Source organism: Desulfatibacillum aliphaticivorans DSM 15576 (genome assembly GCF_000429905.1).
Taxonomy (GTDB): domain Bacteria; phylum Desulfobacterota; class Desulfobacteria; order Desulfobacterales; family Desulfatibacillaceae; genus Desulfatibacillum; species Desulfatibacillum aliphaticivorans.
Genome location: NZ_AUCT01000023.1, coordinates 20,359 through 47,075, shown reverse-complemented (window position 1 = coordinate 47,075; position 26,717 = coordinate 20,359). Strand labels below are relative to the sequence as shown.

Genomic DNA, 26,717 nt, shown 5'->3' with positions numbered 1-26,717 from the left:
TTTGGTATCCTTTCAAGATAGTTTTGCTAGAGGGCTGGCGCCCTTTATGCTTCAAAACAGCAACAAATCCAGGAGTCCAAGATGAAAAAAGCACGATTGGCGCGGCTGGCTTTGTCCGCCTGCATGTTCTTTCTTTTATCCCTTGCTTTGGTTTTTGCAGGCGAACCCCTGATGATGGGCCAGGGCAGCCCCAAGCCGGAGGCGAACAACAAGCTGGGCAACGGCTACATCTACATCACTGATGCGGGAAAAAACGCGACCGCGTTCCGGATCTCCACCGAGGGGGCTTCCATTTATGTCGCGAAAATCAAGGCTTTTTTTGAGGACGGATCAAGCAAGGAAGTGGGGGTGGGGCGCACGTACGCCGTGGAGGAGGACGTGCAAAAGACCCCGCTCATCACCATAGGCCCCCACGAGTCGCCCCTGGAAAAAGTCATGGTGCGCTTCCGTTCCAGGCGCAAAGCCGCCATAACCCTGTGGCAGGGATGATTTTCCGTGCTGAGGGGGCGGCCTTTTAAAGGGCAGCGGACCTGCGGCCTGCGTGCGGTGCGACAAGGTATATTGCGAGGAATTGCTTAAAATATGATTTCCATGATCAAGAATTGGGTGGACCGGTATTTGTCCGACCCCCAGATGGTGGTCCTGGTGCTGATGCTGATCACCGGGCTGCTTTCCATCCTGTATTTGGGTGAAATGCTCATGCCGGTGTTCGTCAGCATCGTCATCGCTTATCTGCTGGACGGTCTTGTGGTCCGTTTGCAGCAGTTTAAAATTCCCAGGCTGGCCTGCGTGATCATCGTGTTCGTCCTTTTTTTGAGCGCCATGGTGATTTTGGTGGTCTGGCTTTTGCCTCAAATCTCCAAGCAGATCATTCAGTTCTTGAGACAACTCCCCGACATGCTTTCCACAGGGCAGAAGCAGTTGATGCATCTGCCGGAAAAATATCCCGAGTTCATATCCAAGGCCCAGGTGGATCAGATTTTCGAAATGGGCAATTCCGCCGCTGCGGCCTTTGCAAAACGGGCGGTTTCCCTGTCCGTGGCCTCGGTGTACACCCTGGTGACTTTGGTGGTGTATTTGGTTTTGGTGCCTTTTCTGGTCTTTTTCTTCTTAAAGGACAAGGAGATCATCATAGGATGGATGCTTCGGTTCCGCCCCAGCGACATGGGGCTGACCCGGTCGGTCTGGCATGACGTCAACCGGCAGGTTTCCAACTATGTCCGGGGCAAGGGCTGGGAGATTCTCATCATCTGGGGCCTCAGCTTCGCGGTGTTCAAATTTTTGGATCTCAACTACACCCTGCTGCTTTCCCTGTTCACGGGCCTGTCCGTGATCTTTCCCTACATCGGGGTGACGGTCATGTTTTTTCCCGTGGGGCTCATCGCATTTTTTCAATGGGGCGTGGAGCCGAAAGCCTTGTGGGCTGTGGCTTCCTACGGATTCATACAGATTTTCGACGGGCAGATCCTGGCGCCTTTGCTTCTTTCCGAGGTTGTCAATCTCCATCCCGTGGCTATTATTATAGCAGTACTCTTTTTTGGCGGAATATGGGGGGTCTGGGGCCTGTTTTTCGCCATACCCCTTGCAACGCTGGTTAATGTGCTCCTGAGAATTTGGCTGGATAAATACGAAGGGTCCGGGCGTAAGGGGGACTCCCCCGCCGGTCCCGAAAACCCATAAGGAGAGTGTCATGGCTGAGACGACGAAGAAATTCAAGCAGGTTTGCAAGTGCGAAAAATGCGGGAATGAAGCGGAAATGATCATCACATGCTCCCTGGTGGAAGTGGAGGAGCATCCCCAGGAAAAAGACAAGCAAAAGGGCCACGCCACGTGCTCCCAGTGCGGCAACGAAGCCGACATCTGGGTGGAAATGCCCAAGGATTGATAATCGCTTTTTGACTGAAACGGGGACGCAATCCTTATCTCAATCGTCATGCTTGGCAAATCTATCTTCTTCCGGAGATAAGGTCACGTCCCCTGAAATCCCGGCCCGTCCTTAAGCATAGGTGTTAATCACCGTTCCCTGGACCTGATCCAGCAACAGGCTTTGCAGGATATAGGACGAGGAGTTGTAAACCCCCAAGTCGAACAGGTCCGAAGCTGTGACGCTGGCCGCCTCCCGGGCGTAATTCAAGGGCAGGGCGCCGCCAATCTGGTTGGTCAAATTGGCCGCACGCACCGCCAGCCCGTCCACGCCGGCAAACAAATCCTGCACCCCTTCCAGGTCTTCCGAGGCAGCCTGGCTTAAGGCCGCCCCATCCACCTGCAGATACCCGTCCTCGCTCAGGGTTATTCCAATGGCCGCCAGTCCCCTTTTCTGATCTTCAATATACGAGGTCAGGGAGTTTAGCACGTCCCCTGTGATGTATTGCTCGTTATCCTGCAAGAATTCGATGAACGAATTCAATTCGCCCACAAAAGCCTGGATCGCGTTCGTCGCGTTTTCCGAATCCGGCGCCACGGTGACGGCCGCCTCGCCCGCTCCGTTCAGGCTCAATGCCAACTGGCCGCCGTCCAAGTATATATTGTTGTAGGACGAGGTGTAGTCCTCATCGTTTATGGAATATACGCTGTTCTGGGCTTCCTGGCTGACGAGCGCGGCGCCCGTGGCGGCTACGGCGTTTCCGGATACGTCTTCCAGCAGGAATACGCCCGCGTTCCCCGTCGTTTCCGATGTAAGCTGCAAGGCGCTGGTTCCTTCCGCCTCGCCGTCCACCACCTGCGCCGTAACCCCCGCGCCGGCCTCGTTGATGGCGTCCGCAATTTTGCCCAGGACTTTGTAATTGGTTTCTCCGGTCTCCACCTTCACTTCCAGCAGAAACTCGGTGTCCTCAATGATCATTTTAAAGCGTTCAATGCCCTCTTCCACCACGCTGACTTCCGTGTTGGCCAGCGCCGTCCCCGTGTTCTCCTGGGCTGTTGCAAGCTGCTCCACCGTGACTGCGTAGCTCCCCGTGGAAGCCCCGGATTCCGAGGAAAGGGCGTTCCGGGCCTGGGCCGTGACCACGCTGGCGTCGGAGGTTGCGGCGGTCCGGTCGAAAAAAACGGACCCGTAATCCCCCAGGGTCAACACGCCGGCTTTGGCGGCCAAGTCGGCCGCTCCCACATAGAACTCGGACAAGGCCTGGCTGGACTCCCGGGAAAAGGCGGCTTCGTTCAGTTGATCCTGGAGCTTGGTCACCACCGAGGAGAAAAGGGTGGATATGGTGGATTCCGAACTGGTCGCCCCGAGCGGGGCCAACAGACTGCTTATGGTGAGGTAATTGCTGTAGGTTCCTGTAATATTCATACGCCGCCTCCTCTGGACGGAGAGGATGATTGATTCATGAACCAATGGGGCCGAATATACACTCCCATTTATTTATCGGCGCCTTGCACTTAAAACTTTAGAAAAAAATTTAAAAAAAGAAATTTTTTTTAGTCCCTTGAAATTATTTCTAATAGAGTCCTTTTTTGTCTACAGGACGTCTTTTTCCATATTGTTCGTACGGGGACTCCCTCCCCCCTATCAACCTGGCGCGCATGGGATTTTAAAAAGGTTTAGGGCTTTGTCCGCCGCAGGAGTTATGGCGGATGACTCGGGGGACCGGGGGACCGGGGGACCGCGGCCTTGGATAGGGGGGCCAAATCAATTCCATTCAACTGCACGGGTGCGCAGACAATCAGCACCCACCCAGGCTGAGAGCCGGTCGGCCAAAGATTTGAGAAGGCATGATAACTGGCAATTGAAATTAAAAAACCGCGTTTATTGATAAACACCTGGCAAAATGCTGCGGGCGCAATTTAGGCGCAATTTCGGGGTTGGAGCAAAATACGCAGGTTGGCTGCGGCGAGGGTCAAAATCGCAACCGTTCGGGATTATAAAGGATTTTTGGTGCCCGGGACGAGAATCGAACTCGTACAGTGCGCAGCACCGAGGGATTTTAAGTACGAAAAATCTTGAACAAGAAATTTTTAGGTTTTTCAAACACTTGAAATCATTGATAGTCTAAGCATGGCCGTTTGGCCCTGTTTGATATTTTTAGAACTTTTTCGAGCCTGGCGGGCACAATTTAGGCACAGGGCCAGGACGTAGAAAGCCCTTGGAGCCCTACTTCTCTCAGGAATTTCCTATTTGGAAACTGCTGCAATAAAATAGATTCATCCAATACTGCACTAAGTTTGACGTTTAACACGGTTAGTGATAGACGTTTATTCATTCTCATGCATTTTTCTGGAAATAGTTTTTGGCAGCATTCTTTTGCAACCAGATAGAAAAATTCGATCATGGAAACGTTTCCTTTATTGCCGTTTGCCCCATACGATAATAATTTTGCTTCCCAAGATGGCCCCAAACATCAAGCATTCAATTATTGAAAGGATATCCAAATGTCTATTTTACGCCAAACTGACCAGAAAACGGAAGTGGAAAACGGCCCCGGAATGGTTGTTGGCGACTATCACTTCCGGTGCACCCTTACCAGAGAAGCGTTGTTGCCTGCTTATAAGGGATCCACCTTTCGGGGGGTATTCGGCCATTCCCTTAAAAGGGTAGTGTGCACTTTTAAGAACAAAGAGTGCCATGAGTGCCTGCTTAATAACCGGTGTCTTTACGCCAAGATATTCATTGATGAGAGTACGTTCGATCCCGAGCAAAAGGGGGCCCCAAGCATACCAAAGCCTTATGTGATCAAGCCTCCGAAAACTATTAACAGCCATATGCTCGAAGGAGATGCCTTTGATTTTCATCTTTTGCTTTTTGGAGATGTAAACAAGGAGCTGCCCTACTTTGTGTATGCGTTTTCGGAAATAGGGAATTTGGGGATCGGAAAGCGGATTGACGGGCATAGGGCGGGATTCGTTGTAAACGAAATACTGCATAATGAAGAAGTCATATACACCGATGAGGAGAAAACCTTGACAGGGGGGACTTACGGAAATTCAGTTGGACTGGGAAAAACTCCGGCCCCCAAGGACGAACCTTTTGTAGTCCAAGTTTTTTTGGAAACGCCCCTGCGACTTAAGTTTGGGAATCATCTTCAGGCGGATCTTCCGTTTCACGTACTTATCCGGGCGGCGCTTCGCAGAATATCCACCCTCTTCAACCAGTATGGAGAAGGGGAGCCGGACCTGGATTACAAGGGATTGGTGAAAAGGGCTCAGGAAGTGGAAGCAGTAGATTCCAACCTCCATTGGTATGATTGGAAACGGTATTCTAACAGGCAGGACAAATCCATGCTCATGGGAGGGATAAGCGGCTCCGTGGATTATTTTGGGAAGTTGGAAGAGTTTCTTCCTATCCTGCGTCTGGCGGAACTGCTTCATGTAGGTAAGCAGACCACTTTCGGTTTAGGCGAATTTCGTATGGAGGTGATGCGATGAAAAATATTCTTCTGGCGGTTGTCGGCCTAAGCCCCCAGGTGGTTACAGAGGCCCTGTATGCTCTGCACCAGCAGCAAAAAGAGGTTCATGCCATTCACATAATCACGACGCGTGATGGGAAGGAACAAGTCTACGCAAATCTTCTTGGAGGAGAAAACAGCGCCTACCAGAAATATTTGAGGGATTATGAAATCGATCCGGCTTCAATCGAATTCACCCACCATAACGTCCACGTGATTCATGATTCCGTCGGGAACGAAATTCCCGACATTATTGACGGGGAAGACAATGAACTATTGCTGCGGCTGTGCATGGACAAAGCCTTTCATTTAACAAAAGACCCTGAATCCGCAGTCTTCTTCTCCGTTGCCGGAGGAAGGAAGACCATGAGTTCATGCCTGGCCTTGGCTGCACAGATGTATGGCCGGCCCCAGGACAGGCTTTATCATGTCCTGGTAAGCCCGCAGTTTGAAAGCAACAGAGACTTTTATTTTCCGCCTAAAGAATCAGCCCTCATTGAGGTCCGTGATAAAGACAACCTCCCCATACATATGGAGACCGGGCGTGCTCAGGTAAGTCTTATACCATTGCCTTTCATCTCCGTTCGTGACCGTCTGACCCCGGCGCATTTGATAGAACCGGCTGATCCCGCGACCCTGATGCTTTCTCTGGTGAAAGGCGGCCAGCAGCCGGTTACCGTCAGTCTGGCTGACAAAAAAATAAAATACAAAGGAAGGGAGTGCGATTTAAGGCCGGCGCATATGGCGCTGTACTTTTTCCTGGCTTCACAAAAAAAGGAATGCAGGCCCGAGAAAAAGGATGCTTCCTGCAAAAATTGTACGGATTGTTTTGTGGAGTGGGACGACATTGAAGATAAGCATCCTGAAATCACAAATGTGTACCAAAAAATTGCTGGGACTCGCCCTGTCGGCGAGATGAGCAAAGACGGAATAATGTCAATCTCTTACGAAAATTTTAATGGCTACAAATCTAAGGCGAATAAACAACTAATCAGTAGTTTTGGGGAGTTCGCCAAAAAATTTCTTGTCATAGCCACAGATCGATCCGGGGACAACATCCGATACGGGATCCATTTGGACAAGAATCTGCTCAGGCTGGAATATTAGGCATACGGAAACGTTTCCAAACTTTAACATGTGTTTTTTGCGTGCTTAAAATGAAATCGAAAACCGATGCTAAAGGGCGCAACCGCCTTTTTACCCTGGATCTTAAAGCAATCGGGAAAGGACGATAATCATGGAGGAATTAAAACGGGTTGTACTTGCAGCGCTGCTTCACGACATCGGCAAGTTCGCCCAAAGGGCGAAAAGGCCGTATTCCAAGGACATGGAGGGAGAGTACCTTACAAACTACAAGGGCAAAGCCGGGCACTGGCACACAGTCTATACAGACTATTTTATTGAAAATGACCTCCCCCTCCCCAAGGACATAAGGGAGGACAGGTCCAAGGTTGCCAGGATGGCTTCAGCCCACCACAAACCCAACCATGACGACGCGGCCGAAATGTCCATCATGATAGCGGACCGGTTGAGTTCAGGTGAAAGGGAAGAACACGCACATTCCGAAGAGCCGCCTTCTTTCAGGGAAGCCCGGCTGGTTTCCGTCTTTGACCAGGTCCAGATGGGACGGCATGAGTTCAACCCGCCAGGGGAATGGTTTCACCGTCTCGTTCCATTGGATCCGCGGGAAAATCAGTTTTTTCCCATTCAGGCCAAAGCATCCGGGGATCCTGACGAATATGCGGAGCTCTTTGACAGCTTTATGTCGGACATCAAAAAAATCAGCCAGGACTTGCCCTTTGATCTGTATCTGGAGGCTCTGGCCACGACTCTGGAAGGATACACATGGTGCATCCCTTCCTCCACGTATAAGACCCTGGCTGACATATCGCTGTACGACCATGGATTCACAACGGCATCCATCGCCCAGGCCTTGTTTTTGTTTCACCGGAATAAGGGGACGGCGCCCAGGGAAAAGGATGAGGAAGACAAATTCATCATCCTGGGAGGCGATTTATCCGGCATACAGGATTATATATTCGGCATAAGCAAAAACTCAGGCAGAGGCGTTTCAAAGATTTTCCGCGCCCGTTCGTTTTACCTGCAGGCGGTGGTGCGATCCGTCATCCTGTCCATATGTCAGCGTATAGGTGTTCATGGCGTGTGCCGGCTTATGGATTCCGGCGGGAAGTTCATGCTGCTTCTCCCCCTGCTGCCGGAAGTGCAGGAAAAACTGTCTGTCCTCGAGAAAGAAATGCACGGCTGGTTCAAGGGACGCTTTAAAGGGCTGTTAAGCATGAGCCTGTCCTGGCAAACCACGCTGTCTCAAAAGGATTTCGAACCGGAAACATTCAGGAAGAAACTGGATCAAACCCATGACGCGCTGGAAGTCGCCAAGCTCAGAAAGATTAAAACAGCCATAGCAAATGACGGCCCCGTCATCACAGAAGATTACGACGAGCGGGAAGGCGGCAATTGTACTATATGCGGGTACAATCCATCCGACCTGGAATGCACCGAATCAATCGCAAAAAAGGAAGGCCAGGAAATCAGTCTGTGCAGGGAGTGTTTCCAGCAGATTGTGGAAATCGGCGCCAACCTGCCTAAAAAGCCATATTACACCTATGCGGACAAGGGCGATATTGAACTGTTCGACGGAGTGCATTTCTCCATGCACGCAAAGCCGCCTTCTCATTTTCAAAGCGTATTAGCCATGGAGACGCCGGCCAACACGCCCGGCATGGCCCATGCCCGCATAGCCAGAAGCCTTCCTTCCATCACTGAAGAAGAGCTTATGGACAATGACTGGTTTTCCGCCCTGGACGATGAAAACGGAGAAATCCCCCTGGAGGCTGGCCAGGTGAAAACCTTTGGAATGATAGCCGCCAAAGCCAGGAAAAAAACCGGAGATGGGTTGGTGGGCAGAGCGCTGTTGGGCTTCATGAAAGCAGACGTCGACAACCTGGGGCTGGTATTCAGCATGGGCCTGGGAGACAGGCTTTCCGTGGCGCGTTTTTCGTTTTTGTCACGCATGCTCAGCTTCTTTTTTTCCGACTACCTGACCACCTTGTGCGAAAAAGACTTTCCCGACATCTACACGGTGTTTGCCGGCGGAGACGACCTGTTCATGGTGGGGCCATGGAATCAGACTCTGGTGTTTGCACTCAGGGTCAGGGAGGATTTCGCAAAATTTTGCGGGAACAACCCGGACCTGACCCTGTCCGCGGCGGTGATGCCGGCCAAGCCTCGCCTGCCCATGCGCAAGGCGGCGGCTTTGGTGGAGGACTGGCTCGATAAAGCAAAAGACTCCGGCCCGGAAAAAGACAAGCTGTGCTTCCTGGATGAGGCCTTTTCCTGGGCGGACATGCGGGATCTGATGATTCTGGGCGGCAACTTTGAAAAAGCCATGGAGGAAAAAGACCGAACCAGGTTTACTCCCAGCTTTGTTTATCGCCTGCTTGAATATCAGAGGATGTACAAACGGTTCATCCAGGAAAACGAAATCCGTTTTGGCAGATACCTCTCCCACGCTCACTATGACATCGGGAGGAACATTGTAGACCCCAGGGGAGGCAACCAGGCCGAGGTGGACATGCTTTATTCCATTTTTGCGGTAGGCGCCGAGTCCCGGCCCCTACTGGATAACCTGCATGTGCCCCTTTATTACGCCATCAACCGAAACAGGAAAGAATAACCAAACGTTTTTTCTATATAAAACCCCAAAGGAGGTTCGAAGATGAGCTACTATCGCGATGAGAATAATAACATTAGATGCAACCTTTTAGATGAGGATGCTCTAAAACTGGCTCGCAGCTTTATAAAGTACAAGCCTCACAGAGACAATGAGCCTGACAAGAAAGGTTCGCTAACCCCTACCCAGTTGCGCCGCTTCTATAATGATTTCAAGCAACTGGAAAAAAAGGTCAAATCCAAAACGAATTTTGAAGCTGTCAAGCCGCTCATAAAAATGGTGAAATCCAAGGCCAATTATGCAGCCAGAGAAGACAATCCCAAAATCCCTCGTAATTTCAAGTCGTTCTTGGTTGAAAATATTGATAGGATAGACATGTCGGAAGACTTCGAGGCCTTCATGCTTCATTTTGAGGCTGTGGTAGGCTTTTACTATGGATTACCGGGTATTAAAAAGCTGCGATAAAATCAAGGAGGATAGAATGAAACTGGAAAAAATCATCAAGATTTCCGGCAAAATAAAAGTGATCACCGGTCTGCATATCGGGGCCGCCAGTGAAACCATCGAAATCGGCGGCATGGACAATCCCATCATCAAGGACCCCTTGCCGGAAAGCGGCGCGCCTTATATTCCCGGCTCGTCCCTTAAAGGCAAGCTCCGCAGCCTGTTGGAGATCAAGGAAGGCCGCTATGTAATGGGAAAAGGGAGGGCAGACGGCGCCCCTTGCGATTGCGGACAAAAAGACTGCCCGGTCTGTCCGGTCTTTGGAACTTCCGCCTCAAAAGACAAGGGGCGGAACGGCAACGATGTGCAGGGGCCCACCCGTGTGGTGGTACGGGACGCCATGCTTTCCAGCGACTGGAAAAAGCGGTTCGAAGACGGCGATCTCCCCATGGAGGTGAAATACGAAAACTCCATCAACCGCATTTCCTGCATGGCCAATCCCCGGCCTTTGGAACGCGTCCCCGCCGGCGTGGAGTTTGATTTCAACATCTCCTTTAAAAAATTCGATGAAGACCCGGACGATTACTTCCAGAACCTGCTCAAGGCCATGAAAATGCTGGAACTGGACGCTCTGGGAGGAGCAGGCTCTCGGGGATGCGGGCAAATAAAATTTTGCCCCCTGCTGATCGACGGCGTGGAACAGTCGGAAGATTTCCTGGAATCCCTGAGCCTGTAAACAGGAGGCGCCCATGTTGCACAGGTATAAAATCACGCCTCGCTCGCCGGTCATCACGCCTTTGGCGTCCGATACCCTTTTCGGCCATTTGTGCTGGGCCATTCGGTATCGGGATGGCGAGGAGGCTTTGGAAAAGTTCCTGCAGGAATACGGCCAGGGGCCGGCGCCGATCATATTTTCATCCTGCTTTGCCGCCGACACCCTGCCCAGGCCTGTTTTGCCTCCTCCCACAAGGGAACAGACCGCTCAATTTGTAAAGTCCGGGTTTGGCGAAACCCAACAGGACCTGTTCAACGGCCTCTCCGCCATTAAAAAATGGAACAAGGCGGGCCGGATATCCCTGGAAGACTGGCAAAGCCTTAAGGGCGAGTACGATCCGCTGAAATTGTACTCTCTGTTCTTGAGCCGGCGGGACTCCGAGGGCGAGGCAAAAGCCTCTGCGCCCGTTCAGGACTCCACCATGCACAACACCATCAACAGGGAGAGCGGGACCGTGCAGGAAGGCGGCCTTTTTGTCAGGGATAAAACCTGGTACGCCCGGGATACCGTACTGGACCTGTACGTCAGGACCAGAGAATCGGAAGCAGCCGCCGTTGCGGACTGGTTCTTGACGGAATATCTTCCGGCCTCCGGCTACGGGGCGGACAAGTCGGCGGGCATGGGGGTCCTGGACATTGAAAAGGATTCGGACTTTGATCCTGCGTCTCTGGAAGCCGAAAACCCCAACGTGCAGATGTCGCTCTCCTTTTGCGCTTTCAGCGGAATGGAAGAGCTTCCTGCACTGTACCGCCTGACAACCCGCTTTGGAAAGCTGGGGGGCGACTTTGCCTATTCCAGCCCCACGGGCGGGCCTCCCAGGCCCTTTAAAAAGCCCATCCTCATGTTTGCCCCGGGAGCGGTCTTTGGCGGCGACAGCCGGTTGGACGAGGTCGGCCTGCTTAAAAACGTGCACTCGGATGAAAGGATCCGCCATTGCGGCATCCCCTTAACCATACCGTTTTCCATCAAAGAGGAAAATTTCCATGAATGGTTTGCAATTTGAAAAACACAGGGCGGAGTTTGAACTCCTGACTCCCGTCCACATCGGAACCGGGGAGGAACTGGATCCCTTTTCCTACGTGATCCGGGACGGAAGCCTGCATTTCATCGATCTGGTTAAATGGATGGAATCCTATGAAGACCAGGAAACCCTGCTGCGTATGACGGATACGGACAACTTTGCGGTCCTGCGCTCTTTTGTGGCCGAAAATGTCTCCATTGAAAAGGCCGGCATGGGATCCGTCAAGGTGGAGTCCCATAAGCTCCTAAAAACCTATGAAAAGGCCATCAAAGAACGGGACCCCCAAAACCAGGTGCTGGTGGGCCCCATGATGCGAAACTTCGTCACAGGCCAGGCATACATACCGGGATCCAGCGTCAAAGGCGCCATTCGGACGGCCCTGGCCAACCCCTGCGTGGGCCCTGCCCGCGTGAGAAAAGGAGACAGGGACGCCTCGGAAAAAATATTTGGGAGAATCAAGGACGATCCCATGCGCTGGCTCAAAATCCCGGACATTTCCCTGGGCCCGGACGCCACCGTCATTGTGGAGCCCGTGGAAGTGTCAAACAAGCCGGACAAGTCTCCCACCCCCAAAGGCCATGTGGAAGCCGCTCACGCCCTGGCGACAGGCAGACCCAACAAGCGCTCGGCGGTTTTATCCCTGGCCCCGTTTCCCCTCCATGGAAACACGGTGGACGCCCAGTACCTCCTGGATGCGCTGAACGATTTTTATGTGCATAAGTATGTTCAGGAAGCCTTGAGGTTTTATAATGCAGGCCCTGTCGCCAGAGTGGGGAAAATTCTGGAGCCCGTCAACTGCATCGTCAAAAACCTCGCCTCCAACGAAGCGATCCTCCGGGTCGGCAGGTTCTCCCATGTGGAATGCATGACCCTGGATGATGTCCGGGCGCCCAAAACCCGTATGAAAAATGGGAGGCCCATGCCGTTCGGAACCACGCGGACCCTGGCCAATCAGCTTTTTCCCTTTGGGTGGATAAAGGTGCGCTTTCCCGCACTTCCCCTGAAGGACAAAAAGCCCTATCCCTGGCCCAATAATCTGGCCGCCTCCGAGAACGCTCCGGTGCAAAAACTGTCCGCTGCGGCCGCCCCGGGTCAAGCCGGCGCATCGCCTCAAGCCCCCACAAAAACCGGGGAGGCGGCAAAATCCGCCATGTCCAGGATTCCTCCGACCCAGGTGAAGGAAACCTCCCGGCTGGAGCCCTTACTAAAACAGTTGACGTTGCTCAAACCCAACGACAAGGTGGGCATGGACCGCATGATTGATGCCCTGGAAAGGCTGTCGGAAGTTCAGGACAAAACCGCCTTGGGCAATGCCATCATCGCCAAGCTCAAAAAAGCGGGCATGTGGAAAAAGCATCCCCGCAAGCTGGATGTCCTGTCCAACATGGACGACTAACTGCCTGGTTGGGCGGATATCCGGAAATGGTTCTTTGACAATTTATTTCCAGGCCTGATGCAGGCGATAATCATGGATAATCCATGTTTTCGCAGATATCAGGCTATTGGAAAATGATGCAGAAATTGACCTGACCTATGAAGGGTTTGCGACCCCGGAGCCTTGAAGCTCACTTCGACCGTTTGGCCACTTTCGTAGAAATTGACCTGGCTCACGAAGGGATTGCGACAGCATCAGGAAGATTAGCATTACAAAGATTAGCATGTAGAAATTGACCTGATTTTGAAGGGATGAAAAAACCAACCATTTGCCATGCAGGAGGAAGATTGAAAAAATTGTTTTTATTGTTCAACCACAAATTCACACCGGAGCAGGAGGCGGACGCCAGGGCCTCCCTGGAGGTGGAGGAGATTGTGGAACTGCCCCCGGACCTGGCCCGGCTGTGGCGCCAGATCCCGGCGGACATGTCGGAGATAGGCGATTTCCTGGAGCCTGTGCGCCAGTGGCTGGCCCGGGAATCCGTCGCCGGGGATGCGGCTTTGATCCAGGGGGATTTTGGGGCGTGTGCGCTGATGGTGGAGTACGCCCGGGAACGGGGGCTGGTTCCCGTGTATTCCACAACCGAACGCAAGGCCCGGGAAGAAACGCTTCCCGACGGCTCCGTGCGCATGAGCCATCAATTCAAACACACCTTGTTCAGAAAATATGGAGAATAACCATGGCCCGTCATTTTATATCTTTTTTGGGAACCAACGATTACCTGCCCTGCACCTATTACCGGACCGGCGAGGAAATGACGCCGGAAGTGCGGTTCGTCCAGGAAGCCATGGCGGAGATCCTGTGCCGCCGCTGGAGCGGGGAGGACCGGATCACCGTCTTTACAACCCGGGACGCCTTGGAAAAAAACTGGCGGGACAACGGACAAAGAGACCGGGAAGGCAAGCCCTTGGAAAGGCTTGGGCTGGAGCAGGCATTGTCCCGGCGCGGCCTGCCCTGCAAGGTGGAAAGCATCATCATCCCCGAAGGCGGGAGCGAGGACGAAATCTGGCAAATTTTTTCCACGGTTCTGGACGCAATCCAGGATCAAAGCAGCCTGTACCTGGACATCACCCACGCCTTCCGTTCCATCCCTTTATTAGGAACCGTGGTGCTGCACTATGCCAAGGTGGTGAAGGAGGCATCCATTGAAGGGATTTACTACGGCGCTTTTGAGGCGTTGGGAACGCCGTGGGAGGTCAAAAGCATTCCCGTGGAAGAGCGGCTGGTCCCCATTTTCGATCTCACTCCCTTTGTAACTTTGCTGGACTGGTCTCTGGCCTTCGACCGCTTTATCGGCGCCGGCGACGCCAAACCCGTCAGCGATTTGGCCCGCAAGGGCGTCATGCCCATGCTTAAGGCCACCCAGGGCAAGGACGCCGTGGCGTCCGCCGTAAGAATTATGGCGGATCGCTTGGAGGATTTCACCCTCACCCTGGCCACGTGCCGGGGAAAGGGCATTTCAGGCGCCGCATCCAGGCTGCAGGAACGACTGAACGACTGCAAAAAAGTGGATGTTCAGGCGGAAATGATTCCCCTTTTGGAAAAGGTGGAAACCCGCATGGCCCCATTCGCGGGGGACGCCACGCGGGACGGCGTGGCCGCCGCCCGCTGGTGCCTGGACCATAGCCTCTATCAACAGGGATTCACCATTTTGTCGGAAACCCTGGTCTCCCATGTTGCGGCGGAAGCCGGGCTGAACCCTGAGGAACGGAAGGACCGGATTATCGCCAACCAGGCCGCCAAAATTTTCAAGGATAACCTCCTGGAGGACCTTTGGAAGCCGGAAGCCAGATCCAATGCGGAAAAAACAAAAAAGTGCCTGGCGTTTTTTGACGGTTCAGAAGGCCTTGCAGATAAAATTCTGGAATTGGCGGGCCTGCGCAATGACATCAACCACGCGGGTTTCACCCAATCGGCCATGCCGCCAAGATCCGTGGAAAGCAAATTGAAAAACATCCTGGAAGACGTGGAGTCGGCCCTGGGCCTGTCATGATGCCTTACATGGATTCATGTGTTCGGGGAATGATTTGGAAAAACTGATATACAGCGGCAACTTGCCGGCGGGATGGGCGGCTTCCGCAGACCTCCGGGGAAAAAGCGGCGATTTTTATAACATGCTGAAATAACTATATTTACCGAAATCGCCATTCAGGAGGTCTGCGGAAATGCGAAATCATACATGTTTTCAAATAGTTAAGCTCTATACCCACAACAAAAAAGGAGGCGTTTTATGGAATACATGAGTTTTTTCCCGGAGGTCTGCGGAAATGGGGTTGCAATAGGCTGGTTTTTAAGCCTATTCTAAGGGTGCGGTAGGAATTGACCTGACTTACGAAGGGATTGCGACTCACTCCCGCCGCAAAATTCGATATACCCGTATCCATGTAGGAATTGACCTGACTTACGAAGGGATTGCGACTCTATGCCGTTTTCCAAATCCTTGATCCGCTCTTCGTGTAGGAATTGACCTGACTTACGAAGGGATTGCGACCTCCACAGCTTCCCAGAGTTTCCCATAACCGCGTTCACGGGTAGGAATTGACCTGACTTACGAAGGGATTGCGACACCTCACGCCGGGCTTGCATTGCGCCATATAAACCCAAAGTAGGAATTGACCTGACTTACGAAGGGATTGCGACCTGAATATCTTGTCCATGTCTCCTACTCCCTTTCGTGTAGGAATTGACCTGACTTACGAAGGGATTGCGACACTTGACCAGGCTCCCAATTATCAAAATTCTTGCGGCCAGTAGGAATTGACCTGACTTACGAAGGGATTGCGACAGGCAATTTATTTTCCATTAAAGCTTTGATCAATTCACGTAGGAATTGACCTGACTTACGAAGGGATTGCGACGTTAGGGCTTTTCTCATATTCAACTTGGGCATGTAAGGTAGGAATTGACCTGACTTACGAAGGGATTGCGACTCGCTGTCCCCGGTCGCTTTGATGGAGCACTGTTTCGTCAAGTAGGAATTGACCTGACTTACGAAGGGATTGCGACTTTGATAGTCATTAATTAGATTATCCATCTCTAATTCGTAGGAATTGACCTGACTTACGAAGGGATTGCGACTATTTCGGGCCGTAGCCCTCGGCTGCCCAGTCGATGTAGGAATTGACCTGACTTACGAAGGGATTGCGACCCGATACATGTCGTAAGTCTCCGGGGAGATCCCTACAGTAGGAATTGACCTGACTTACGAAGGGATTGCGACGCCGCAATGGCTGCAAAAGCCGCCGATATAGACACTATGTAGGAATTGACCTGACTTACGAAGGGATTGCGACTGCCCGGTATGTTTTATGTTCACGCTTGCGCCTTTCGTGTAGGAATTGACCTGACTTACGAAGGGATTGCGACCGCCGTTAAACGCGAGGAAAGTCCCAGTTGCATACAGGGTAGGAATTGACCTGACTTACGAAGGGATTGCGACGGGACCACACAGGGGACACATTATTCATCCCTGTCCGTAGGAATTGACCTGACTTACGAAGGGATTGCGACAAGCCCTATGGTTGCAACATTTTCTTCGTCATCCACGGTAGGAATTGACCTGACTTATGAAGGGATTGCGACGTCCATCTTCAGCTTATCCATCAAGCTGAGCTGCGGTTGTAGGAATTGACCTGACTTACGAAGGGATGAATCAAGGCTCTTTTTGGCGTTAAAAAAGAGCCTTTTTTTTCACCGTTTCCAATCCGCCCCGGAAACGTTTCCGCCCCATGCAGCCCTTCTCCCCTGGGGCCGCACATAACCCGCTATTTATAAAGCATTTAATTTAAGCCTGGTTATTAAAAATGGAAACGTTGCAAAGCGTGTAATGCATTATTTCCCGGGGTATAGTGCGTTCCGGTTTCGCCGAGAAGAACAAGGCGAGCATGAGCTGCCACCCTGTCCGTGCAGGCCTCCCTCAAAAAACAAATCAGGAGGCTGAGGGCCGGCGGTCGGAAAGGAGGCGCCCCAAACATGTTTTATGAATACAAACCCTTTTTGTCCGAAACCGGACGCATAAGGAGGCGGCCTATGGAAAACAGTCTTGAAAAACTCACGACCATGCTGCCCGTTATTTTGACGAGGATTGTGGATGCCAATATCGAACCCGTGCAAGAGCACATTGAGATGCTCCGGGTGAAAAATCCCGGCTTGAACGCCCATGGACTTGCCGGAAAGATTGTTTCCAGGGCTTCCCTGAAAAGCGGGATGGTAGGCGCTGCAACCGGTCTGGGCGGGGCGATCACCCTGCCGGATACGGTCCCGACGGATCTTCTATGCACATGGAAAATCCAGGTGCGCATGGCCCTGACGGTTGCCGTCGATTATGGTGTGCAAAAATCCTCGGAGGAATTTGCCGAGGACATCCTGTTGATCATGGCCGGCAACGCCGCCTCCCAGGCTCTGAAAAGGGCGGGCATGGCTGCGGCCGAGGAACTGACCCAAAAAATTGTGGACAAATACGTCACCCGGGCGGTCATGAAAAAGATCAACAAAATCCTGAGCCGGAAAATCATCACCAAGGCGGGCGAGAAGTCTTTCACCAGCTTCACCAAGCTGGTTCCGCTGATTGGCGCGCCCATCGGGTTTGGTACTGACTGGGCGCCACAAAATTGATGGGAAAGACGGCTGTCCGTTATTACGGCGCCGCCTGAAGGGAACAACCCTTGTCCGGCGGGGGCGGCTTGCAAGCCGCCCCCGCCCCGCCGCTTTCATCAACAGGAGAATTTTTATGATTGCATACGTCACCACCCAGGGATCCAAGCTGGTAAAGGAAGGCCGGCATATTCTGGTTAAAAAGGGCAACGATACCCATCGGACCCTGTTCACCTACAAGCTGGAACAGCTCCAGCTTTTCGGAAATATCCAGATGACCCACAGCGCTTTGATCCAACTCATGAGAAACAACATCGACACCGTGTTTCTCACAAAAAACGGCCGGTATCTCGGACGGGTGGAAAGTCCGGAGCCCAAAAACGTCTTCCTGCGCAAGCAGCAGTTCCTGCTCCTGGACGACCCGGAGTTCGGCCTGAACATGGCCAAAAGCATCGTTTCGGGAAAAATGGCCAATATGGCCACCCTGCTCTTACGCATCAAACGCACCAAAAAGGCGGACAGGGCGGGGTCATTGGCGCGTCAGATTATGGATCTTGGCTCCGGCCTGCAATCCTCGCCCTCCATTGATTCCGTGCGGGGATACGAAGGCAAGGCCTCCGCTTTATATTTTCAGGGGCTGCCTCTCGGATTTGTGGCGGAGATGGGCTTTACAAATCGGGTGCGCAGACCGCCCACGGACCCGGTCAACGCGGTGCTCTCCCTCTTGTACACTTTTGTCATGAATCGGGTTTACGCCGCAGTCAGAGCAGCAGGCTTGGATCCTTATCCGGGGTTTCTCCACGCTTTGGATTACGGCCGCCACTCCCTGGTCCTGGATCTTATGGAGGAATTTCGCACTACCATCGCCGACACCCTCACCCTGTCCCTGTTCAACCTGAAAATCCTCTCCAAGGACGATTTTATGGAGAGCCCGCGCACGCCGGAGCCTGAACACGCCACCCCCCTTCCTGACGTCAACCAGGATCCGTTGGGACAAATGGCCAGCCCCGAGCATGAACGGGAACACTTTGATTTACCGGAACAAAGGATGGAGGAGATTGCAAAGCCGGCGCCCGCACCTGCCAAAGAACCCGTCACACTCAAGCCCGACGCCTTTAACAAGGTGATTGAAGCCTTTGAGAAAAAATTGTCCGCCCGGTTTTACCATCCCGCGGCGGAAAAGGAATTGAGCTACGCCCAGGCCGTCGCCTTTCAGGCCAGCCTGTATCGCAAGGTCATCGAGGGAGAGGCTCGGGTGTATCAGCCCATACTTTTAAAATGATCACACTCATCACATACGACATTACCGAACCCAAAAGGCTGCAGCGCCTCAACAAGTTCCTCAAGGAGTTCGGAGAAAACACCCAGTACTCCGTTTTTGAATGCGACCTGGACGCCGACGGTCTGGCCCGCATCCGGCGGTACTGCTCCCAAAAACTGGACCTGATCAACGATTCGGTGCGCATCTACAAGATATGCTCCCGATGCATGCAAAAGGTGGAAATCTCGGGCCAGGGCCTGAAAATCACCCAACTGGACTATACGGTGGTTTGATATGAACATGATCGTCGCCTACGACATTACCGATCCCAAAAGGCTGGCCAAGGTGGCTAAAACCATGGAGGACTACGGAACCAGGGTCCAAAAATCCATCTTCGAAGTGGAGGCGGACGCAAGAATCTTCTTCCTCATGAAAAAGCGCCTGGAAAGCATTATCGACCCAAAGACGGACGGCATCAAGTATTTTCCCCTGTGCGAAAAATGCGCCGGAACCCTGGAAGTCATCGGGCAGGGCCACTTTCTGGACCCGGACCATGAATTCCTGATTCTGTGACTTTTCCGCAGACCTCCGGGCGAAAAGAGGCGATTTTTATAACCTACTGAAATAACGACATTTACCGAAATCGACCATCAGGATGTCTGCGGAAATGGGAAATCATACATGTTTTCAAATAGTTAAGCTCTATACCCACAACAGAAAAGGAGGCGTTTTATGGAATACATGAGTTTTTTCCCGGAGGTCTGCGGAAATGGGGTTGCAATAGGCTGGTTTTTAAGCCTATTCTAAGGGTGCAGTAGGAATTGACCTGACTTACGAAGGGATTGCGACAATTTTTCGGGAACGTCATTCAGCGCGATTGCTTCTTGAGTAGGAATTGACCTGACTTACGAAGGGATTGCGACTCGCGGGCCTGCTTGATGGTTAAGTCGTCGATATTCATTTGTAGGAATTGACCTGACTTACGAAGGGATTGCGACTCCAAAAGAGTGTTGCATGTCCATTCCCAGATAATGGGGTAGGAATTGACCTGACTTACGAAGGGATTGCGACTTGAAGGTGCTTTTGATAGGTCTGAAGCCACTACAGATTTCGTAGGAATTGACCTGACTTACGAAGGGATTGCGACTGCCTGCATAATCCCTTAGCCCTAACGGGCTTGCCGCACGTAGGAATTGACCTGACTTACGAAGGGATTGCGACTTACAGTCCAAAGTATTGGTACATTGCGTCTTGCATGAGTAGGAATTGACCTGACTTACGAAGGGATTGCGACCCCTGTGGGATGCAACATAGTACCCATATCTATCGTAGGAATTGACCTGACTTACGAAGGGATTGCGACTCTTGATAGACTCTTACTACTCTTTCACTCATGGTGTAGGAATTGACCTGACTTACGAAGGGATTGCGACTTGATTTTGTTGATTTTGCAACGAAACGTTGCTATCAAGGTAGGAATTGACCTGACTTACGAAGGGATTGCGACCAAGATTTCAGAATCTTTATAGGGTATAAAAAGAACTGCTTTTGGAACCATGAAAAAATAGTTGACAATGTGTTATAGCATTCTGTATTATCAGTTATCATTGGTAACAGAAAGGAGCGGTCAATGCTTGAACTTACAAAACGGGAAATCGCCGAAAAACTTAATCTGCCCATTAGAACTATTCAACTCTGGACAGACCAGGGAATAGTTTTTCCAGATGTGAGGGCTGCCTCAGGGAAAGGTATCGCCAGGCTCTATTCCGAGCGCAATCTATTGGAGTTTGCTATGGTTAAAATTTTGGCGAAGGACTACAATATTAAATTAACCCAATTGCAGTCCATGTTTCTTCTTCTTCGTCAAGACGACTTGGGAGAAACGCCAAGTGGATTCAAAGATTTTTACACAGATCCCTCTTATGGAAATTCCAAAGAGATGTTATATGTCATGAGCATCAACGCATCGTCAATGGGAGGCGGCAATCAATTGATTGTCATGACTAAAGAAAAGGGTAAGGACTTTGCAGGGTTAGAAAATCTTGTTCAACCGTTTTCAGAAACCGAAGCTGTTATCGGTTTTTCAATTCTGTTTATAGGCCGTATAAAAAAACAAGCTATGGAAATGGCGGGCGTTAATCTCGATAATTGGGCCAATGAGACCCCAGAAAAACGCTCTATCCAATCCAGTTAATTTTTTTCAATCAAGTTATCAAATGTCACTGATAAATGATATTTAGGCCATGGAGTTTTAATTTCTATGAATGACATAATCGTCTATGTGGGTTACATCCCCATCCCCCTGAATAATTTTGTAAAGAAAGATCCCTTTAGAATCGATCTTTCTGAGACACCTAACAAAACAAATAAACCGCCCCCAAAGCCGCCGGACCACGCGTTCTGGGGCGGGAAAGGCGGTCATTGGGGCGAAAAGCCCGAGAGACATGCCTCGTGTAGAGGATTTTGGCGGAAAAAGATCGTTTTCGCGGATTTTGGCATCAAATATTTCAGTGCAGCTTAAAGGGAAAAAAGTATGGATAATTCGTTGTTTGATCGCCTGAAACAAGCAATCCCGTTGGAAAGCTACCTTGCGGCGGAAGTCCAATGCCAGATCAAGCCGGTCGGGGATGGAACCAAACGGGTCAACCCATGTTTTGCCTGCGGTCACAACGATTGCCTGACCCTTTACTCGGACCACACCTTTCATTGTTTTTCCTGCACAATAACCGGCGATGTCATCAATGCAGAGCAGATCATTCATGGCCATGAAAGCCCGGGAGACGCCGCTAAACGCCTGGCTGGAAAGTACAACATTGACGCCAACACATCTAAACCGCCATTCAGACCGTCCAAAGCAGAAAACAAGAACGACTCCATGATTCCCAAATTAGAGCAAGCCAGGGCCTTTGAAATCCGTCGCATGGCCGCCGAGTTTTATCATGCCCAGCTTTTTTCCAATCCCAAGGGACTAGAATATCTGACGTCCAAAAGGAAGCACTCCTCAGAAATCCTCAATGTATGTCAAGTTGGATACGCCTCCGGAAACCTAATCAAGCATGCCAAATCCTTGGGATATACCGTGGAGGATTTGAAGGGCGTCGGTCTTGTTAAGCCCAAAGACAATGGCGTTCGCCTGGTCATCCCGCAGGGCGCCTATGTGTTTCCCCATTTTGGAAACGGGGAGGTTCGCTTTTTCACCTTCAAGGATCCCGCCGGCAAGCTCAAATACCAACTCAACAAGGAATTCAAAGATCCCGGGTATGTATGTCTTGGACAGGACTGCCTGACAAGCAAAGGGCCAGTGGTGATCGTGGAAGGCGAGAACGATTATTTGTCTGTGGTGGACAAAGGCAAATGGCCCCGGGTGATTGCAACTAACGGCAACGCCAACACCACCGCCCCTTCGAAACACATCAAAGAAAACTGCCAAGGCTGGACCTTTTACCTGGCGTTTGACAATGACCAGGCCGGGGATAAATACACCCGCAGGTTTGCAGCCGCCATCCATGCTGCGAACGGCCAGGCCTTCAAGCTGGAAATCCCTTCTCCTCACAAGGATATTGACGAGTATCTTCGCTCTTCTGAAAATCCTGAGGACGCCTTTCAATGCCTGATTGATTCCGCAAAAATTTTGCAACCAGCCTCAAGCAAACAAGACTCACCTATGGATCTATTAGCTGCTTTCAAGTCTTTCGAAGTCTTGGGAGAGGACAAGCTATCGCGCATCGTTATGTGGAGCCGGGTTAGCGGCAAGGTGTACACGGTGGGCCTCCGGGACCTGCGGTACGACCAAATGATTCAGATCGGGGGGGAAGAAGTGGCGGGCGCAGTGTCCCGCAAACAAGCGGAGGGCAAGATTTACTTTGATCATTTGAAGAGGCAGATCATTCTTCGGGCAAACAAAACTCAGTTAGGAGACCTTAAAATGATCGGCCAGGGGGTGCATTACATCGGCGGCGATATCCTTTTGGTTGTAAATGGCTCGAACATTTACACATGGGAAGGCGGAAGATTTCAGTATCAGGACATCCCCCTATCGGACGGCAAGGTCATAGAAATCCAAAAAGGCTGGGAGTGGATTGATTTTGAAAAAGTAAAGAATAAAACCGCGTCTATGGATACCGATAAAGGCAACCAGATCCTGACCCGCCTGGCAAATCTGTTTAGTCAATGGGGTTTTGAAAAAAATCAGGACCATATCTTAGCTGCTGGATGGTCTCTTGCTCAGGTTGTCCAGACCTCATGGAAATGGCGGCCTCATTTGTGGGTGACCGGCCCCCAGGGAAGCGGAAAAACCAGCCTTATACAATTCTTTGAGGCCCTTGGCGGCAGGCTCTCGTTGCGCCATGAGGGCCAGTCTCTTACGGAAGCGGGATTCAGGCAAAGCGTGGGCAATGACTCCCGGCTTTGCATGATCGATGAATTTGAACAGTCCCAATCCAGAGAGAGGCTGATCGAGATCTTCAGAAGCGCAGGCCGGGGAGGGACAACCTACAAAGGCACAACGCATCAGCAGGCGGTTTCTTTTCAGTCCAGGCACATGGTGCTTCTGGCGAGCATCGAAAAAAGCCTGCCCAGAGCTGCGGACAATTCCCGCTTTCTCTCCATTTGCACAAAAAAGGACCCGGCCAGAAAACCGAAGATTCCGGATTGGCGCGAATTGGAAGAAGTAAGAACGGACATGGTTGCCTACGCGTTATGGGCTATTCAAAAAGCCAAAAAGGCCGTGGCTGAGATTGGACGTTTTGAAGGCGTTGACAACCGTTTTGCTGAAAGCGTGGCCGTCCCCTACTCCATGCTGGCCGTGAGCGATTCCAATCCAAAGCAGTGTTTGCAATACATGGTAAAAAACTATTTGGAAGAATGGAAGCAAAACGAAGATGAGACGCCTTTGGAGGATGAGGAAAGTCTGGTGGAGGATATTTTGACGTCCGTCGTTCAAGTCGCTCAAGAGCAATCCGACCCAAACGGCTATACACGCATCATTCGAACAGAAAGAACCGTTAGCCAGGCCTTGGCGGAACCTTTGTATTCTATGAATAAGGATGTCTTGGAAGCATGCGGCGTCAAACGCTGCGAGGACGGCGTTTTTCTTCATCACACGGTTGTGGCCAACAAACTCCTGAAGGACACCAAATGGCACAAGCTGAGCATCGGTCCCATTCTAAAGAGAGTGGAAGGCGTAAAAGCGCGATTTCGCGTCATAGCCAGGCGCCAGCAAAGGGGATACGTAATTCCCTGGGGGCTTTTTGGCCTGGATCCCAACCCTTTGAGCTCGGATGAGGAGGCGTCCATCTAACAAGCTAACATCGTTGATCAGGGGCTTGTTAGAGTGAACGTTAGATTAAAAACCCTTCTTTTATATATATTTTTATTAATAATATTAATATATTATATATAGAAAGGGAATTCAATCCAACACATATGACGCCAAAATATAAAAACAACCTATACGAAAAAAAGAAGCATGAATCCTATGTCCATTATAAAGCCATTGAATAGAGGGTTGCCATTGGTATTGTTTTTGGAAAATGGCGTTAGATTGTTAGATATAAGAAATAATTTCTTTGATTTCAAAATGTTATCCAATTACTTCCTTGCGGCTATGTCTGTTAGAGCTGTCGTACATGTTAGGAGCTGGGGGCATATATGTCATTCTTAGAAAATTTGATTCAGGAAATTGAGGCCAGGAAGAAAGCCGAGGAAGCGGCGCAAGCCATGGAGGCCCAGGCAAAGGCGGCATTGGAGTCTCTTCCGGAGGAGCAGGCTCCGTCAGGACCCGTGACTGTGGCCTTGGGCAATGTGATTGAAATGGAAGCCAGGGCCTTGCCTATCAAGGTTCACGAGGAAATCATGAAGCGCCTGACCTTTGACAATCCACGGTACTTTCACGAGGCTCGGTTTGGGCGCATCAAGCCAGGAACCACCCGGTATCTCCAATACGCCTGGAACCAGGATGGCAAGCTGATCTTGGCCAGGGGCTTCATGCACGAACTGATTAGGATCTTTCACGCAAACAGGGTGCAGTTCGAGATCCAGAATCGGACTGTGCGTCCCCAATCCTTTTGTTTGAAATTCAAAGGAAGTCTCAACCCGGACCAAATTGAGGCCTTGGAAGCCATACGTAATAGGCGGTTCGGCATAGTGGCCGGGCCCAGGGGATCGGGCAAAAAGGTTTTGGCGCTAAAGCTGGCGGCCGCCCGAAACGTGGACGCCCTGGTGATCGTCAAGACCAAAGCCAGGATGTACCAGTGGAAGGAAGCGGCATGCCGGTTTTTGAATATCCACGGCAGCCAGGTTGGGATGCTGGGAGACGGACGCCAGGATTTTGGCGAGGGAATCGCCATCGCCATAGACCGGACTTTGTACAGGCATGTGGACAATCTCAAGAGCCAGGCCGGCATGGTGATTGTGGATCAATGCGAACGGGCCAATTTGAAGATCTTCACGGATGCCGTCATACCCATGGAGTCGGCTTACCTGTTGGGTTTGGGACGTTCTGACAAGCGCCTGGACGGTCTGGACGGCCCTATGAAGGCCTGCCTGGGCCCTTTGCTTTGCGAGCTTAAGTGTCCTTCCAAAACCGGGGGAGAGGGGACGGGAAACCTCATCCTTGTGGTGAGGCCTACGGATTTCCAGTTTGATTTTCTGGATAACTATGGAGAACTCACCACCGCTCTAATCCAGGATCAAACCAGAAACGATTTGGTCGTTACGGACATCCTGGAGTGCATTGCAAACCCTCAGGCACGAACCCTGGTGGTCTGCGACCGGATTGAACACGCCCAAACTTTGAAGGATTTGCTGGAAGCCAGGTTCGCCAAGGCGGCCATTGTCAAGGGAAGAACTCCCAGATCGCAGATTGAATCAGTCCAGCGAAAATATGGCCAAGGGAACCTGCAGGTCATCATCACAATCCAAAAGAGCATCCACAAATTGGAAACCAACCGGACCAATCATTTGTTTGTGGCGTCTCCCATCAAATACGGCGACCACCTGTTCCAGGCCATGGGCGCCCTGATGAAGGCGGCGCCCAAGAACGATCAGCTGGTGATCCACGACTATCGGGATCCGCTCAAGGTGCTTATGAACTCTTTGAGGCAGCGGGTAAAATATTACAGATCCATGGGCCTGGCTCATGAAACGACCCTGGAAAAAGACGAAAAATGAAAATCAAACTTGTTAACTTTATCATAAAAGTTAACAAGAATTCAGGCACTAAAAATGATGACAATAAGAAACAATATTGAGTGGTTATCCCCAAAAACCCAGAGAAGCTATAGAAATAGGCCTTGATTACTTGTTAAGTTTTATATATTTTAAATATAAAACTTAACAACAAATGAGGGTCAAAATCATGAGCCCAAGAAACCCGAATCATCCGGTCAAGGGATCAAAAATCAAGGTGGAGCCCATTCGCAAGGAAAAGGACATCAAAGCCATCAAGACCCTGCTGGCGAACAAGCCCCGGGACCTGGCCCTGTTCACCCTGGGGATCAATACCAACTTACGGGCCAGCGACCTTCTCCGAATCCGTGCAGGCCAGGTACGTGGGCTGAAACCTTTGGACGAGATCGAAATCAACGAGAAGAAGACCGGCAAGCCCAGGAGGATTTCCTTGAACAAGGCCTGCATCACGGCCATCACCCAGTTGCTGGAATCCAGGCCCATGGAAGATGGTGACCTTCTCTTTACCGGGCAACGAGGCCCATTGACGGTGCCGTCCGTAAATCGGCTGGTGAAGGGCTGGTGCAGGGCCATCAACCTGAAGGGCAATTATGGAAGCCACACCCTGCGCAAGACTTTTGGATATCAGCAACGGGTTCGGTTTGGAGTCGGGCTTCCGGAATTGATGGTGGCTTTCAACCACAGTTCCCAGAAGCAAACCCTGGATTACCTCTGCATCCAGCCGGAGGAAGTGAGGAGCATCTATGCCAATGAGATATAGGCGTCACATATATCGACTATGGGCGGGCCCATGCCTGCCCTTGGACAAAATCATGCACCAGGACAAAAACCCCAGGACTGGGACTCCCTCCCCCCCTATCAACCTGGTGTGCATGGGATTTTTCAAAGTTTTTAGGCTTTGTCAGCCGCAGGCGTTATGGCGGATGAC

At 51.3% G+C, this 26,717-nt stretch carries 22 protein-coding genes and 2 CRISPR repeat arrays; of the genes, 21 read left to right on the top strand and 1 reads right to left on the bottom strand.

Annotated features, from left to right (window positions below):
• Nucleotides 1–81 precede the first annotated feature (81 nt).
• From G491_RS0119125 to G491_RS0119115, 3 genes are all read left to right on the top strand, one after another.
• Nucleotides 82–489: a hypothetical protein gene (locus tag G491_RS0119125; RefSeq protein WP_015946908.1), complete on the top strand. Its 408-nt coding sequence runs from the start codon at nt 82–84 to the stop codon at nt 487–489.
• Nucleotides 490–582: 93 nt separating this feature from the next.
• On the top strand, nt 583–1,680 hold the full coding sequence (locus tag G491_RS0119120) for an AI-2E family transporter (RefSeq protein ID WP_015946907.1): 1,098 nt from the start codon (nt 583–585) through the stop codon (nt 1,678–1,680).
• Between the two features lie 10 nt (nt 1,681–1,690).
• Nucleotides 1,691–1,885 (top strand): hypothetical protein, encoded by a 195-nt coding sequence (locus G491_RS0119115; RefSeq protein WP_015946906.1) that lies wholly within the window; start codon nt 1,691–1,693, stop codon nt 1,883–1,885.
• A gap of 111 nt (nt 1,886–1,996) precedes the next feature.
• Here G491_RS0119115 and fliD read toward each other — a convergent pair whose 3' ends face one another.
• The gene (fliD, locus tag G491_RS0119110; RefSeq protein WP_028315714.1) at nt 1,997–3,289 is read right to left on the bottom strand and encodes a flagellar filament capping protein FliD; all 1,293 of its coding nucleotides are present in this window, start codon (nt 3,287–3,289) and stop codon (nt 1,997–1,999) included.
• 1,079 nt (nt 3,290–4,368) lie between these two features.
• Between fliD and cas6 the strand changes: the two genes are divergently transcribed.
• The 18 genes from cas6 to G491_RS0119010 all read left to right on the top strand — a co-directional run bounded on the left by cas6 (nt 4,369) and on the right by G491_RS0119010 (nt 26,549).
• Entirely contained in the window at nt 4,369–5,361 is a 993-nt protein-coding gene (cas6, locus tag G491_RS0119105; RefSeq protein ID WP_051327383.1) for a CRISPR system precrRNA processing endoribonuclease RAMP protein Cas6, read from the top strand.
• The gene (gene csm6, locus G491_RS0119100; protein ID WP_028315712.1) at nt 5,358–6,488 is read left to right on the top strand and encodes a CRISPR-associated ring nuclease Csm6; all 1,131 of its coding nucleotides are present in this window, start codon (nt 5,358–5,360) and stop codon (nt 6,486–6,488) included. Before cas6 ends, csm6 begins: the two co-directional genes overlap by 4 nt.
• A gap of 130 nt (nt 6,489–6,618) precedes the next feature.
• Entirely contained in the window at nt 6,619–9,075 is a 2,457-nt protein-coding gene (cas10, locus tag G491_RS0119095) for a type III-A CRISPR-associated protein Cas10/Csm1 (RefSeq protein WP_028315711.1), read from the top strand.
• Nucleotides 9,076–9,117: 42 nt separating this feature from the next.
• The gene (gene csm2 / locus G491_RS31555; protein WP_051327382.1) at nt 9,118–9,537 is read left to right on the top strand and encodes a type III-A CRISPR-associated protein Csm2; all 420 of its coding nucleotides are present in this window, start codon (nt 9,118–9,120) and stop codon (nt 9,535–9,537) included.
• A 16-nt stretch (nt 9,538–9,553) separates the two neighbouring features.
• Nucleotides 9,554–10,252 (top strand): type III-A CRISPR-associated RAMP protein Csm3, encoded by a 699-nt coding sequence (gene csm3 / locus G491_RS0119085; RefSeq protein ID WP_028315710.1) that lies wholly within the window; start codon nt 9,554–9,556, stop codon nt 10,250–10,252.
• A 13-nt stretch (nt 10,253–10,265) separates the two neighbouring features.
• Nucleotides 10,266–11,294 (top strand): type III-A CRISPR-associated RAMP protein Csm4, encoded by a 1,029-nt coding sequence (csm4, locus tag G491_RS0119080; RefSeq protein WP_028315709.1) that lies wholly within the window; start codon nt 10,266–10,268, stop codon nt 11,292–11,294.
• Entirely contained in the window at nt 11,275–12,708 is a 1,434-nt protein-coding gene (csm5, locus tag G491_RS0119075) for a type III-A CRISPR-associated RAMP protein Csm5 (protein ID WP_028315708.1), read from the top strand. The genes csm4 and csm5 overlap by 20 nt, the downstream gene beginning before the upstream one ends.
• Nucleotides 12,709–13,034: 326 nt before the next feature.
• Nucleotides 13,035–13,424 (top strand): CRISPR-associated protein Csx20, encoded by a 390-nt coding sequence (gene csx20 / locus G491_RS0119070; protein ID WP_028315707.1) that lies wholly within the window; start codon nt 13,035–13,037, stop codon nt 13,422–13,424.
• A 2-nt stretch (nt 13,425–13,426) separates the two neighbouring features.
• Nucleotides 13,427–14,740 carry a TIGR02221 family CRISPR-associated protein gene (csx2, locus tag G491_RS0119065; protein WP_028315706.1) on the top strand — a complete coding sequence of 438 codons (1,314 nt, stop codon included), beginning with the start codon at nt 13,427–13,429 and terminating at the stop codon, nt 14,738–14,740.
• A gap of 319 nt (nt 14,741–15,059) precedes the next feature.
• Nucleotides 15,060–16,402: a CRISPR direct-repeat array (repeat unit 35 nt; unit sequence GTAGGAATTGACCTGACTTACGAAGGGATTGCGAC).
• A 374-nt stretch (nt 16,403–16,776) separates the two neighbouring features.
• Nucleotides 16,777–17,361, top strand: coding sequence for an EcsC family protein (locus G491_RS0119055; RefSeq protein ID WP_169829477.1), 585 nt, complete (start codon nt 16,777–16,779; stop codon nt 17,359–17,361).
• Nucleotides 17,362–17,476: 115 nt separating this feature from the next.
• Nucleotides 17,477–18,622, top strand: a complete 1,146-nt coding sequence (gene cas1, locus G491_RS31550; protein WP_028315704.1) for a CRISPR-associated endonuclease Cas1 — start codon at nt 17,477–17,479, stop codon at nt 18,620–18,622.
• On the top strand, nt 18,619–18,894 hold the full coding sequence (cas2, locus tag G491_RS0119045; RefSeq protein ID WP_028315703.1) for a CRISPR-associated endonuclease Cas2: 276 nt from the start codon (nt 18,619–18,621) through the stop codon (nt 18,892–18,894). The genes cas1 and cas2 (G491_RS0119045) overlap by 4 nt, the downstream gene beginning before the upstream one ends.
• Before the next feature lies 1 nt (nt 18,895).
• On the top strand, nt 18,896–19,174 hold the full coding sequence (gene cas2 / locus G491_RS31545) for a CRISPR-associated endonuclease Cas2 (protein WP_035219515.1): 279 nt from the start codon (nt 18,896–18,898) through the stop codon (nt 19,172–19,174).
• Between the two features lie 241 nt (nt 19,175–19,415).
• Nucleotides 19,416–20,108: a CRISPR direct-repeat array (repeat unit 35 nt; unit sequence GTAGGAATTGACCTGACTTACGAAGGGATTGCGAC).
• A 123-nt stretch (nt 20,109–20,231) separates the two neighbouring features.
• Entirely contained in the window at nt 20,232–20,795 is a 564-nt protein-coding gene (locus G491_RS0119035) for a MerR family transcriptional regulator (RefSeq protein WP_028315702.1), read from the top strand.
• A 66-nt stretch (nt 20,796–20,861) separates the two neighbouring features.
• Nucleotides 20,862–21,122 carry a hypothetical protein gene (locus G491_RS0119030; protein ID WP_028315701.1) on the top strand — a complete coding sequence of 87 codons (261 nt, stop codon included), beginning with the start codon at nt 20,862–20,864 and terminating at the stop codon, nt 21,120–21,122.
• A 12-nt stretch (nt 21,123–21,134) separates the two neighbouring features.
• Nucleotides 21,135–23,900, top strand: a complete 2,766-nt coding sequence (locus G491_RS0119025; RefSeq protein ID WP_028315700.1) for a toprim domain-containing protein — start codon at nt 21,135–21,137, stop codon at nt 23,898–23,900.
• A 350-nt stretch (nt 23,901–24,250) separates the two neighbouring features.
• Entirely contained in the window at nt 24,251–25,771 is a 1,521-nt protein-coding gene (locus G491_RS0119020; protein WP_028315699.1) for a DEAD/DEAH box helicase, read from the top strand.
• A gap of 187 nt (nt 25,772–25,958) precedes the next feature.
• Entirely contained in the window at nt 25,959–26,549 is a 591-nt protein-coding gene (locus G491_RS0119010; RefSeq protein WP_028315698.1) for a tyrosine-type recombinase/integrase, read from the top strand.
• Nucleotides 26,550–26,717: the final 168 nt, after the last annotated feature.

Bases quoted from the DNA above. Each gene is read 5' to 3' on its own strand.
- csm5 (WP_028315708.1), top strand. From the start codon at position 11,275: ATGAATGGTTTGCAATTTGAAAAACACAGGGCGGAGTTTGAACTCCTG.
- cas6 (WP_051327383.1), top strand. From the start codon at position 4,369: ATGTCTATTTTACGCCAAACTGACCAGAAAACGGAAGTGGAAAACGGC.
- G491_RS0119125 (WP_015946908.1), top strand. From the start codon at position 82: ATGAAAAAAGCACGATTGGCGCGGCTGGCTTTGTCCGCCTGCATGTTC.
- cas10 (WP_028315711.1), top strand. From the start codon at position 6,619: ATGGAGGAATTAAAACGGGTTGTACTTGCAGCGCTGCTTCACGACATC.
- G491_RS0119055 (WP_169829477.1), top strand. From the start codon at position 16,777: ATGGAAAACAGTCTTGAAAAACTCACGACCATGCTGCCCGTTATTTTG.
- csm2 (WP_051327382.1), top strand. From the start codon at position 9,118: ATGAGCTACTATCGCGATGAGAATAATAACATTAGATGCAACCTTTTA.
- G491_RS0119010 (WP_028315698.1), top strand. From the start codon at position 25,959: ATGAGCCCAAGAAACCCGAATCATCCGGTCAAGGGATCAAAAATCAAG.
- G491_RS0119025 (WP_028315700.1), top strand. From the start codon at position 21,135: ATGGATAATTCGTTGTTTGATCGCCTGAAACAAGCAATCCCGTTGGAA.
- cas1 (WP_028315704.1), top strand. From the start codon at position 17,477: ATGATTGCATACGTCACCACCCAGGGATCCAAGCTGGTAAAGGAAGGC.
- cas2 (WP_035219515.1), top strand. From the start codon at position 18,896: ATGAACATGATCGTCGCCTACGACATTACCGATCCCAAAAGGCTGGCC.
- fliD (WP_028315714.1), bottom strand. From the start codon at position 3,289: ATGAATATTACAGGAACCTACAGCAATTACCTCACCATAAGCAGTCTG.
- G491_RS0119115 (WP_015946906.1), top strand. From the start codon at position 1,691: ATGGCTGAGACGACGAAGAAATTCAAGCAGGTTTGCAAGTGCGAAAAA.
- G491_RS0119030 (WP_028315701.1), top strand. From the start codon at position 20,862: ATGAATGACATAATCGTCTATGTGGGTTACATCCCCATCCCCCTGAAT.
- cas2 (WP_028315703.1), top strand. From the start codon at position 18,619: ATGATCACACTCATCACATACGACATTACCGAACCCAAAAGGCTGCAG.
- csm4 (WP_028315709.1), top strand. From the start codon at position 10,266: ATGTTGCACAGGTATAAAATCACGCCTCGCTCGCCGGTCATCACGCCT.
- csx2 (WP_028315706.1), top strand. From the start codon at position 13,427: ATGGCCCGTCATTTTATATCTTTTTTGGGAACCAACGATTACCTGCCC.
- G491_RS0119020 (WP_028315699.1), top strand. From the start codon at position 24,251: ATGTCATTCTTAGAAAATTTGATTCAGGAAATTGAGGCCAGGAAGAAA.
- csm6 (WP_028315712.1), top strand. From the start codon at position 5,358: ATGAAAAATATTCTTCTGGCGGTTGTCGGCCTAAGCCCCCAGGTGGTT.
- G491_RS0119120 (WP_015946907.1), top strand. From the start codon at position 583: ATGATTTCCATGATCAAGAATTGGGTGGACCGGTATTTGTCCGACCCC.
- G491_RS0119035 (WP_028315702.1), top strand. From the start codon at position 20,232: ATGCTTGAACTTACAAAACGGGAAATCGCCGAAAAACTTAATCTGCCC.
- csm3 (WP_028315710.1), top strand. From the start codon at position 9,554: ATGAAACTGGAAAAAATCATCAAGATTTCCGGCAAAATAAAAGTGATC.